This is a genomic window from bacterium (genome assembly GCA_016873475.1).
Taxonomy (GTDB): domain Bacteria; phylum Krumholzibacteriota; class Krumholzibacteriia; order JACNKJ01; family JACNKJ01; genus VGXI01.
Genome location: VGXI01000105.1, coordinates 1 through 11,093, shown reverse-complemented (window position 1 = coordinate 11,093; position 11,093 = coordinate 1). Strand labels below are relative to the sequence as shown.

At 71.2% G+C, this 11,093-nt stretch carries 9 protein-coding genes; 1 reads left to right on the top strand and 8 read right to left on the bottom strand.

Annotation, left to right across the window (positions count from 1 at the left end; genetic code table 11):
- Positions 1 to 633: tryptophan--tRNA ligase (locus FJ251_09595; GenBank protein MBM4117970.1), on the top strand; the 633-nt coding region annotated here is incomplete at its 5' end.
- 20 nt (positions 634 to 653) lie between these two features.
- Here FJ251_09595 and FJ251_09590 read toward each other — a convergent pair.
- From FJ251_09590 to FJ251_09555, 8 genes are all read right to left on the bottom strand, one after another.
- Positions 654 to 1,571: a hypothetical protein gene (locus tag FJ251_09590; protein ID MBM4117969.1), complete on the bottom strand. Its 918-nt coding sequence runs from the start codon at positions 1,569 to 1,571 to the stop codon at positions 654 to 656.
- 14 nt (positions 1,572 to 1,585) lie between these two features.
- On the bottom strand, positions 1,586 to 2,920 hold the full coding sequence (locus FJ251_09585) for an energy transducer TonB (GenBank protein MBM4117968.1): 1,335 nt from the start codon (positions 2,918 to 2,920) through the stop codon (positions 1,586 to 1,588).
- Positions 2,917 to 3,333, bottom strand: a complete 417-nt coding sequence (locus FJ251_09580) for a biopolymer transporter ExbD (GenBank protein MBM4117967.1) — start codon at positions 3,331 to 3,333, stop codon at positions 2,917 to 2,919. The genes FJ251_09585 and FJ251_09580 overlap by 4 nt, the downstream gene beginning before the upstream one ends.
- A gap of 2 nt (positions 3,334 to 3,335) precedes the next feature.
- Positions 3,336 to 3,761, bottom strand: a complete 426-nt coding sequence (locus FJ251_09575; GenBank protein ID MBM4117966.1) for a biopolymer transporter ExbD — start codon at positions 3,759 to 3,761, stop codon at positions 3,336 to 3,338.
- Positions 3,761 to 4,387 (bottom strand): MotA/TolQ/ExbB proton channel family protein, encoded by a 627-nt coding sequence (locus FJ251_09570; GenBank protein ID MBM4117965.1) that lies wholly within the window; start codon positions 4,385 to 4,387, stop codon positions 3,761 to 3,763. Before FJ251_09570 ends, FJ251_09575 begins: the two co-directional genes overlap by 1 nt.
- Positions 4,388 to 4,416: 29 nt before the next feature.
- A complete protein-coding gene (locus FJ251_09565; protein ID MBM4117964.1) occupies positions 4,417 to 5,943 on the bottom strand; it encodes a tetratricopeptide repeat protein in 1,527 nt (508 codons plus the stop codon).
- A 63-nt stretch (positions 5,944 to 6,006) separates the two neighbouring features.
- A complete protein-coding gene (locus FJ251_09560; protein ID MBM4117963.1) occupies positions 6,007 to 7,413 on the bottom strand; it encodes a tetratricopeptide repeat protein in 1,407 nt (468 codons plus the stop codon).
- A 10-nt stretch (positions 7,414 to 7,423) separates the two neighbouring features.
- On the bottom strand, positions 7,424 to 8,665 hold the full coding sequence (locus tag FJ251_09555) for a PorV/PorQ family protein (protein MBM4117962.1): 1,242 nt from the start codon (positions 8,663 to 8,665) through the stop codon (positions 7,424 to 7,426).
- Positions 8,666 to 11,093: the final 2,428 nt, after the last annotated feature.

The following is an 11,093-nucleotide window of genomic DNA, read 5'->3' as shown; positions in this document are numbered from 1 at the left end:
CGGAAGAACATCAACGTCGGCCTGCTCAGCTATCCGGTGCTGCAAGCGGCGGACATCTCGCTCTACCGCGGGGAACTCGTGCCGGTGGGCGAGGATCAGGTCCAGCACCTGGAGCTGGCGCGCGAGATCGTTCGCCGCTTCAACGCGCGCTACGGCGAGGTCTTCCCGGAGCCGCAGCCGCTGCTGAGTACGGCCAAGCGCATCCTCGGCCTGGACGGCCAGGCCAAGATGAGCAAGAGCCTGGGCAACACGCTGGCCATGCTCGCCGGCCCGGAGGAGATCTGGGAGAAGCTCCGGCCCGCCGTCACCGACGCGCGCCGCGTGCGGCGAAGCGATCCGGGCGAGCCCGAGGACTGCAACCTCTTCACGATCCACAAGGCCTTCACCGACGAGGCCAGGCGGGCCGAGCTGGCCGCGGGCTGCCGCAGCGCGGGGATCGGCTGCTTCGACTGCAAGCGGGTGCTGGCCGACAACATCGACGCCCAGCTCGCGCCGGTCCGCGAGCGCTATCGCACGCTCGCGGAGCACCCGGAGCGCGTGCGCGAGGTGCTCGCGGCGGGGGCGGAGCGCTGCCGGCGCATCGCCCGCGAGGTGCTGAGCGAGGCCCGCGACGCCATGGGGCTCATGCGCTAGGCAGTGCCCGTGCCGCCCTGCTAGCGGCCGCTGTGGTCGCGCAGCAGGGTGACGCGCAGCAGACCGTCGCGACCGGGCGGGTTCCCCTTGTAGCTCCGGCCCTCGAAGGCAACCTGGCCGTCGGCGAGCAGCAAGCGCTCCTCGAGGCGCTCGGCCAGCCACTGGGCGCGCGCCGTGGCCACCGCCGCCGATTCGGCTTGCGCCTCGACGCGGATGGCGCGATCCGGCGCCTCCAGGATCTCCCGCAAGAGCCGGTCGATGCGCCGCTCCGCCGCCGGCAGCGGCTTGGCCTCCCGCGTGACGAAGAACTCGGCCCCCGCCGCCTCGATGCGCAGGTTCTTGCCTTCGCCGTAGGCCAGCGTGGGCAGGACGAAGGTGCTGCCGGCGTACTGGTAGCGGTTCGTGCCCGAATCCTCGATCGTGAAGAGGAAGGAGTAGGGGAAGCCGGGTCGCAGCATCTCCGCGTGGTCGCTGCGGCCGTCCCAGGCCAGCTCCAGCGGCGGCACGCCGTCGCCCTCCAGGCGCCGGAAGCCCTCGCCGCGGTAGTCCGTGATGTCCAGCCGCCAGTGCTTGACGTCCGCGCTGGCGGCGAACTCCGTGCGGAAGGTGGTGACCGGCGCCCGCGTCACCGCGCGGCTGCCGAAGTCGGGGATCACCGGGCAATCGACGCGCTCGCTGTCGAAGAGGTAGGGGTTGAAGCTCTCCAGCGGCGCGTACTCGAAGAGGAGCCGCTCCACGTCCGTGTTGCCGTCGTCCAGGTCCTCCGGTCGCGGGTGGTAGTCCAGCTCGGTCTTCTCGACCTGCACGCGGAACTCGTTGTCGTCCACGACCTCCATCTGCTGGACGGTAACCGGCGGCGCGGCCGCGGCGCCCTCCGCCAGCGCGGGGGCGGCGGCAGCCGCGAGCAGGAGCAGGAACAGGGCGAGTGTCGAGCGCATGGCGGCCTCCGCGATCAGCGCAGCCTGAAGACGATGGTGAGCACGCCCCACTGCTCGGCGGTGGCGCCGGTCGGCAGGGCACTGAAGCGCCAGTGCTCGAGGCAGCGCTTGGCCGCCTCGTCGAGCACCTGGTGGGGGCTGGCCTTCTCGATGAGCACCTTCTTGACAGTGCCGTCCGGCCGCACCGTGAAGTAGACGCTGACGGTGCCCTGCCAGCCCTGCTGCTTGGCGGCAGCGGGGTAGCTCGGCGCCTGCGAGGCCAGCACCTCGCGGTCGAGGATGGGCCCGCTGAGGGTCATCGAGACGTCCTTCTCGGCCTGGGCGCCGCCGGGGCCCGCCGTCGGGGCCGGCACGGCTGCGGCCGCCACGGCCGGCCGCTCCGGCTCGATGCTGCGCGGGACGGCCGGGGCCGGGCGCGCCTCGCTGCCCTCGCGGCGGGGCAGCAGGCTGCCGCCGCGCGTCACGGCGTCACTGCCGCCGCGGGAGATGAGACCGGCGCCGCGCCCCGGCTCGGCGATGCCCGTGCCCGCCAGCTCGTCGCCGGCGGGGCTCTTGCCGCCGACCTGCAGCGAGGAGAGCGCGGTGAGCCGCTCGCGGCTCGCATCCTTGGCCACGAGGTTGCCGCCGGGCAGCGCGCCCCGGTAGGCCTGCTTGCCTTCCGCGAGCTGGCCGCCGACGAGCTCAGGATGGCCGCCGACCAGGCCGCCCTCCGGCACGGCGAGGGTCAGGGCGCCGCCCGCCAGCGCGGGCGCCTCGCCGGACTCCACCTTGAACAGAGCATCGTCGCCGAGGCGCGAGCTGCGGCCGACGAGCACCTTGCCCTTGAGATTCACGTCCTCCGCCCCCATCAGCACACGGCGCGGATTGTCGGTGAGGCCGGCGCTGAGCAGCAGCTGCTCTTCGCTGACGCGCGGCAGCGCCGGGGCCTCGCTGCGGCGCTGCCGCGAGGTGAGCGTGGGCGCCGTGAAGGGATTGGGAGCCTCGCGCGGCGTGGGCAGCGGCGGCGGTGGCGCGGCCAGCTCCGGACCGGCCGGCGCACCCGTCGGCTTGTCCTTGGCGAAGAGCGAGCCCTCGAGCTGGGGCGTCTCGGCCGGCGTGGTCGTCACGGCCGGCGCCAGCTTCTCGGGCGCCAGGCTGACCTTCTTCGCCACGGCTTCGCCGTAGCGCTGCTCGATGTAGGCGATCTCGGTCAGCTTCTCGCCTTGGGTCATCCGACGCGCGCTGAAGCTGCCCAGGAGCAGGAAGAGCAGCAGGTGCAGGCCCAGGGAGAGGACGAAGCCCAGGTTCGTGTCCGAGCGGATGCGCCGCCAGGCGCGCGGCGCGGCCGAGAGGGTGGCGCGGGCGCTCAAGGCGTGGCCTCGACTTTCTTCTGTTCGGTGGCGAGGGCGATGCGCGGCGCGCCGGCGTGCTGCACGGCGGCCAGGAGCAGCTCGATGTCGCCGTAGGCGATGCCCTCGTCGGCCTTGATCACGGCCATGCTGCTGGGCCGGCGCGCGAAGATGGCGCTGAGGGTCGGCTCCAGCTCGGCCTGGGTCACCGGCAACTCGTCGACCGCGATCGCCCCTTCCCGCGTGAGCACGACCTCGATCTTGTCCTGATCCTCGGTTTCGGTCGCCGCGGCGTCCGGCAAGTCCACCGCCGACTCGCTGTTGTTGAGGAAGGGGCTGATCACCATCAAGGTGAGCACGACGACGAGGGCGACGTTGATGATCGGCACCACGTCCGTCTTCGGCTCGGGCAGACCGGTGTGCATCCTGCGCACGACTACTGCTCCTTCGCGCGGCCGAGGAGCGCCAGCCCCTTGGCCCCGTTCTGCTTGAGGACGTCCATCACGGTGACCACGTTGCCCAGGCGCACGTCGGCCTCGGGCACCACGATCACCGTGCGATCCGCGCTGGCGGCGAGCCGCTCGCGGGCGAGGCGGCCCAGCTCGGCGAGGTCGACGTGGCGACCGTCGACCTGGATGCTCCCGGCGGTGACCAGCACCGTTAGCTTGTCCTCGGCGCTGTTTTCCTTGCGGACGACGGTCTCCGTCTTTGCCGCCCGCGTGGCGTTGACCTGGATGCCCGACCACATCAGGGCCGGCATCGTCATCAGGAAGACGACGATGAGGGTGGTCACCACGTCGGCGAGAGGAACGATGTTCGCCTCAGCGATGCCGGGGAGCTGCTTCGCTCGGGCACGCGCCATCACTGCACCGGCCGACTGTTGACGTACTTCCAGAAGTCGTTGCGCGCGTCTTCGGCGTCGGTGGCCCGCACGCGGATCGTGCGCGTGAAGTAGTTGTAGCAGACGGTTGCGATCACGGCGATCACGATGCCGGCGGCCGTGGTCAGCAGCGCCTCCGAGACGCCCATGGCGATCACCGAGGAGCCGCCGCTGCCCGTGATGGCAATGTCGCGGAACGCGCGGATGATGCCGACCACCGTGCCGAAGAGCCCGAGCAGAGGCGCGATGTTGGCCAGCGTGCCCAGGATGACCAGGTTCTTCTCGAGCTTGATCTGCTCCTTCTCGATCTCGGTGTCGAGGATCTGGTCGACCTGCTCGCGCCCCGCGCTGAGATTCTCGACCGCGGCGGCCATGATGCGGCCCAGCGAGCCGCTACCCTGCTCGCAGTAGCGCGAGAACTCGCTGAGCTGGTTGCGCGAGAGCTGCTTGCGCATCGTCGCCTTGAACTCGCGCGCCGAGTAGCGCGTGCGCAGGAAGTAGATCCAGCGCTCCAGCGCGAAGGTGACCACGACGACGCTGCAGGCGATGAGCACCAGCATCGTCTGGCTCTTGAAGAACATCACCATCATGTTGTTGTCCGTGAGCATTCCCTCTCCTTTGCGGATCCTTCCGGGCTCTAGTTGGCGCCCGCCTGTTGCTGGTCCTGGTCCAAAGCGGTGATGCGATCGTGGGCGAGCGCCGCCCACTCGGCGTTGTGGGGATTCTGAGCGATGCGCTGATAGGCGCCTCGCGCGCCGGCGAGGTCCCCGGCCTCTTCCTTGAGCGAGGCGATGCGGGCGAGCGCTGCGATGCCGTGGTCGTCGGCCAGCGCGTTCGGGCTGTCCGCCGCGAGGGCGTAGGCCGCGAGCGCCTCGTCGGTGCGACCGAGCTTGCTGAGCGCCTCGCCGCGCTGGTAGTGGACCAGCACGGAGGGCGCATCCGGCCGCTGCGCCAGCGCCTCGTAGCGGGCGAGGGCGGCGGCGGCGTCGCCCGTCTCGTTCTGGTAGACGTCGGCCATCTGCAGCTCGAGCTCCAGGCGCCGCTCGTGCTCGGGGTAGCGCTTCAGGAAGTCCTCGCCGTTGCGCAGGAAGCTGCCCCACTGCTCGAGCTGCCGGTAGCAGAGCCCGGCGTTGAAGAGCCCGAGGGGGGCCAGCGCGTCACTCGCATACTGGTCGGCCAGGATCAGGAAGTGGCCGGCCGCTTCGCTGTACTTCTCCTGGCTGTAGAGGATGTGCCCCGCCTTGAGCAGCGCCGCGGCGACCAGCGGGCGATCGGGGTAGGTCGCCGTGAAGTTCTCGAAGCAGACGCGCGCACCGTCGAGATCGCCGAGCGCGAAGCGCGACTCGGCCAGGTAGAAGAGCGCGTCCGGAGCGACCTCCGCGTTGGGATAGCGCAGCGTGATCGCCTCCAGACGCTGCGCCGCCTCGGCGTAGCGCTGCTCGCGGAAGGCCTCGCTGCCCTGCTCCCAGAGCACCTCCGCGGCGAAGGTCGCGTCTGGGTTCTGCTCGACGTAGGCCAGCATGTCCCGGCCGCTGCGCAGGAAGCAAGCCTGGACCGCCTGCTGCGCGTCGAGGGCGCGCAGCCCGGCCGGGTGCGCCGTCAGGTAGGCGCTGAAGAGCGCGGCGGCTCTGTCGTAGTCGCCCGCGTTGTAGACGCAGTTGGCCTGGTTGAAGAGCGCTTCCTCGGCCGCGGGCGCCTCCGGGTAGCGGGCCGCGAGATCCCCGTAGATGGCGCGCGCCTCGTCGTAGCGCTTAAGGCCGAAGAGGGTGTCCGCGAGCTTGCCCAGTACCCCCGGCAGGTCGGCGTAGTCGGGATGCTCGGCGATGACGCGCTGCCAGCGCGCGACGGCGTCCTCGTAGTACTGGAGCGCGTAGAGGCACTCGCCGGACTGGTAGAGCGCCTGCGCGCACTCCACGCCAGTGGGCTGCGTGGCGAGGAACTCGTCGTAGAGCGCCAGGGCCTGCTTGTGGTCCTTGCGGTTGAAGTGCATGCCCGCGGCGGCCAGCGCGTTCGCCGGATTCTCGCTCGCCTCGTTGCTGATGACGAGCAGGTAGCGCTCCTGCTCGAGGGCCGCCTTCTGGTCCTCGCCGAGCTGGCTGTAGCTGGCCGTCATGCCCTGCAGGGCGTAGGGCGCCGCATCGCTGAATGGGTAGTCGTTCAGCACGAGGCGGTAGAGGTCGGCCGCGTCCTGGTAGAGACCGAGCTCGAAGTAGCTCTCGGCGATCTTTTAGTAGGTGTGGGCGCGCCAGGGGTTCGGCGTGGGCAGGAGACGCCGCGCCAGGTGTCGGTAGTTCGTGACGATGCGATCGTGGTCGCCGTCCTCATGATAAGACCAGGTGAGCAGGAAGAGCGCCTTCTCGCCGAGGTCGGTGCCGGCCGCCTGGTCGAGCAGCTTGCCGAGCAGCTCGCGAGCGGGACCGAGATTGCCCAGCTCGATCTGGTCGAGCGACTGGATCAGCTGCACGCGCCCGGCGAGCGGATCGCCCGGGTAGCGATCCATGAACATGTGCCCGAGCCCGATGCTCTGGTTCCAGTTCTCGCCCCGGGCGTAGTGGTGCACCATCCTGAAGAGTGCGCTCGAGCTGGTGAGGCCCTTGGGGAACGCGCCGAGGATGGCGCTGAAGGCGTGATCCGCCTCGCTCTCGCGGCCGAGCTGGAAGTAGGCGAGGCCCTGGAGCATCAGCACCTTTTCGCGGAGGGGATCCGCCGCGGGGGCGTCGGCGAGCAGGGCGGCCAGGCTGTCGAGAGTGCGGGCGTAGTCCTCGTCCTGGAAGAGGATCGTCGCCAGCTTGAAGCGCGCCGCAAGCGCGTGCTCGCTGGTCGGGTGGGCGGCGAGGACGTCCTCGAAGGCGCTGCGCGCGAGCTGGCGCTGGCCGGAGCGCAGGAAGCACTCGGCGATGGCGAAGCGCACGTCCTCGGCGAGGGCGGTTTCCGGGTAGCGCACGAGGAGCTGGCGGAACTGCTGGATGGCCTTGAGGTGCTGGCCTTCCTCGGCCAGGGTGCGCGCCGTGTAGTAGCGAGCCCGCTCGGATTCCACCTGCTGGAACTGGGCGCGCGCGGCTGCCAGCTCGCCGCGCTGGTAGTGGTAGACGCCGTAGGCGAAGCGCAGCTCTGGGCGCTCGCCGTAGCGCGGCCAGGCGGCGACGAGGCGATCGGCGGTCGCCTTGAAGTCCTCCCACTCGCCGAGGGCCACCCAGGTCTGGGCGAGGGCGAGCTGCGCGTCGCGAGCGAGATAGCCGCCCTCGCCGCCGGCCACGGCGCCGAAGTGCAGCGCGGCGCGGGGGAAGTCGGCGAGCGCGAAGGCGCACTGGCCCCGGCGCAGCTCGGCGGACGCGCGCAGGATGGGGGTGGCGCCCGTGGCGCTCGGCACGCGAGCGAACTCGGCATCGGCGGCCTTGAGGTCACCCAGGCGCCAGAGGCACTCGGCGGCCATCGTGCGCGCGCGCGCAGCGTGCTCGGAGTGCTCGAACTTCTGGCAGACGGCGCGATAGGCGTCCACGGCCGCCATGCTCGCGCCGTCCTTGGCCAGCAGGAGGTCGGCGGCGTCGATCAGCGCGCCTGCCGTCTCCTGCGCGCCGGCCGCGGGGGCCAGCGCGGCGAGCGCGCAGACGAGCAGCGGGAGTCCTTTCCACATGGAGCGCACCTCAGTTCACCTCGAGCTGGACGGGGGTCTTCAGGGCCGGATCGTAGTCGCGGATCTCGACGGCGATCTCCTGCGACCAGGGGTCGCCGTACTCGTCGTGGACGACGACCACGACGCGATAGTTGCCGGTCGACACGAGGCGGCCGTCGTCGTCGCGGCCGTCCCAGGTGTAGGTGGCCGGCGGCTCCTTGCTGCCGCGCGCGCCGTGCACGGGCTTGCCGCCGCCGTCGAGGATGGCCAGCTCCCAGCCCTTCGCCTTGCCGCGGAACTGGCTCCTCAGCTTCAGCTCGACCTGGTTGCGCTCGCCGCTGGGCGAGAAGCGCGTGGCATCGCTGCGCAGGCTGATGCCCGTGGCGACGCCGAAGCGCCAGGTGAAGCTGAGGCGGTGGGAGAGGCCGATCTCCGTGTCCGCGACGGCGTAGTCCAGCTGCCAGGGGCCGTTGCGGTAGCCGCCACCCGCGCCGTAGCTGCCGCGCTGGGTGTCCCAGCCGCTGCGCAGCGCGAAGCCGCCGGGCACCCACAGCTCGCTGCCGGCCTGCAGGACCAGCGGCGCGTCGCCGACGCGCACGAGGTCCAGCGTCGTCAGGCAGCGGCCGTTCTGCAGGTGCAGCGCGCCGCCCAGGCGCAGGGTGAGCGGGAAGGTCTCCGGCGTCTGATCGAGCGTGAGCTTGGGCGGCAGCAGGTTCTGCATGAGCAGGCCGAAGCTGAAGAGCCGATGGGGGCGGTTGAAGACGGCCAGGTCCACGCCCGAGCCGCTGGCGCTGTAGCCCGCGATCTGCTGGTTGACGTTGCGGTAGCTCGCGGCGAGGCTGAGGCTGCCGAAGCGGCGCGCGAAGCTGATCTGGATGGCGTTCTGCTGCTCATCGAAGGTCTCGTCGCTGTCGGCGAGCAGGCTGCTCCGCTCGAACTCGCCCGAACTGAGCAGCGTGCCGGCCAGGCCGAGGGTGCCGTAGGCGCCCAGGGGCTGGACGAGCCCGACGTACTCGTAGCGGGTATCGGCGAGCAGCTCCGCGTGGAAGAAGAGCAGCTCGGTGCCGCGCACCTGCTCGAGGCCGGCCGGGTTGGCGAAGAGCGCACCGACGTCGTTCGCCAGGCCGGTGGCCGCGCCGCCCATGGCGAGCCCGCGCGCGCTGCCGCCGAAGCGCAAGAAGGCGCCGGGCAGGCCGCCGGCGGCCTCCTGGGCGGCGAGCGGCGGCGCGGCCGCGAGGAGCAGAATGGCGCTGAACAGGATGCGATGCTTCATGGTGCTCACCTCGCCGACTACTTGACCACCGCGATCTTGCGCTGCAGCAGATCGCCGCCCGTGCGAACGGTGCAGAGGTAGCCGCCGTTGCCGACCACCTCACCGCGTCCGTTGCGGCCGTCCCAGGGGACCTGGTAGGTCTCGCCGCTTCGCGTGGACAACTCGTGCGACCAGACCAGGCCGCCGAAGAGATCGTGGATGCGCAGGACGGCCGTGCCGTCGGCGCGGGCGGTGAAGAGGATGACCGTCGCCTCACGCCCGGCCTGGAAGGGATTGGGGCGATTCGTGAGCGGCCGCGTCGACGCCAGCGCCTCACCGAAGATCAGCGTCGCATGCTGCACGGCCTCGCGGTTCCCGTGAACGTCGATGGCGTAGTAGCTGAAGCGGTGCTCGCCATACTCGGTCAGCCCGAGATCGGCGAAGCGCAGCGGGCCGCTGTAGCTCCGCTCCGGCCGCCCCTCGCCCGCGATGTCGATCTCCCAGTAGATCGCCTGCACGCCGAGCTCGCTGGTGCTGGAGAGCTGCAGCTCGCTCGAGGGCAGGAGCAGGCGACCCTGTTCGGTCTCGGCGCTGCTGCCGGCGATGCTGAGGGTGGTCACCGGCGGGCCGATCACCGCGATCTCGACCGTGCGCGTCGGCAGGTCGCGCACCGCGACCTGGACGACGAGGTCCGCGCGCCCGCCCTCGGGCACGAGCACGGTGTTCGTCGCCGTGCCGAGGCTGCCCGTGAGCACGCTGTCGGCGGCGAGCTGGCCGTCGCCGGCGAGCAGCCTGAAGGCCACCGGCTCGGCGAGCACGCGATTGCCGAAGAGATCGCTGACGGAGGCGGTCAAGGTGGCGGCCTGGCCGCCCTCCAGGATCAGCGGCACCGCGCTGAGGCTGAGGGAGGCCGGCGGACCGGCCTGCACCTGGATCGGGTTGGAGAAGACCACGAGCCCCGCGCTGTCGGTGATCTGGAGGTAGATCGCCTCGGCCACCGAGTAGGACTGCGTGAGCGTCGCCAGGCCCTGCGTCGTGCTGCCCGCCGTCAGCGCGAGCTCGCCCGCGCCGGGCTGGCCGGTGTTGTGGTTGATCGGGGCGATCGTGAAGCTGCGGTCCTCGCTGGTCACGCGCTGGCCGGTGGCGGTGTCGATCATCTCGATCTCGAGCGGGAAGGTCGCGGGGGGGCCCACCGTGGCGCTGCCGGGCGTGGTCACCCGGTAGCCCACCGCCTCCGGCACCATGTGGATGATGCCGCTCACGCTGCGCCGGCCGCGGGCGTCGCTGACCTGGATGACGATGTCCTCGACCACGGGGTAGGTCTGGCCGCTGATCGCCAGCTCGCCCGCGGCGAGCACGCCGCTCGTGATGCCGAGGCTGCCCAGCGCCGGGCCCTGACTCGGGGTGAGGGCCGTGAGCGTGACTTCCTCGTTGGCCCCCGTGATCAGGGAGCCGTCGTTGCGCACGAGCCGCACCGTCATCGCGAAGCTCGCGGGCGGCCCGGCCTGCGCCTGCGCCGGCACGCTGATCGCGTAGTGCGCCTCGCCGACCGGGATGTCCACCGCGTGCGCGAGTACGGCGGGGTTGTCGGCGTCCTCGGCGTAGACCGTAATGTTGCCCTGGTTGTGCAGGACGAGCTCGTAGTCCCCGATGCCGCCGATCAGCGGCATGCCGTTGTTCACGGGATTGCCGGGCTGGAGGCTGCCGTCGGAGCTGCTCAGGTTGATCTCGCCCGCGCTCATCGTGTCGCTGAGGTTCCAGAACTGATCGGTGGCGCGCACCTGTGCCATGAAGGGCACTTCCGCCTGCTGGAGGATGGGCGCGCCGGTCTTGCCGGTGGGGGAGCTGACGCCGGGCTGCGGCGTCTCGCCGGGCGCGATGAGCTGCAGGCGCTTGTAGCCGTCCGAGCGCATCACGATCGTGTTCGAGATCCCGACCACGCCGCGCGCGTCGTGGACGCGCAGGTAGATGTGGCCGGCGCCCGTGTAGGTCTCGCGGAAGCTGGCGACGCCCCCGGCGAGCACGCCGGCGCCAACGCTCCAGCTGCCCACGCCGAGCTGGCCGGTCTGGCCGGAGTAGACGTCGACGCTGAAGGTGCTGTCCTGGCTGGTGACGACCAAGCCCGTGCCGAGGTCGACGAGGCGCACGGTGACCGGGAAGTCGCTGGGGCCGCCGACGGTGGCGGTGTCGGGCGCCGTCACCGCGAAGCCGAGGCCGCCCGGCTGCATCGTCAGGATCGGCGAGTAGCCGACGCGGCCGACGTCGTCCATCACGCGCAGCAGGATGGTCTCGACGCGGTCGTACTGCTGGCCGTTGATCACGCGCACGCCGGCGGCGAGGGTTCCGTTCGTGATGGCGAGATTGCCCGCGGCGACGGCGAAGTTGGGCGGATAGAGGGCCGCGATCTGGAAGCTCTGGTTCGCGTCGGGCGCCGGCTGGCCGGTGACCA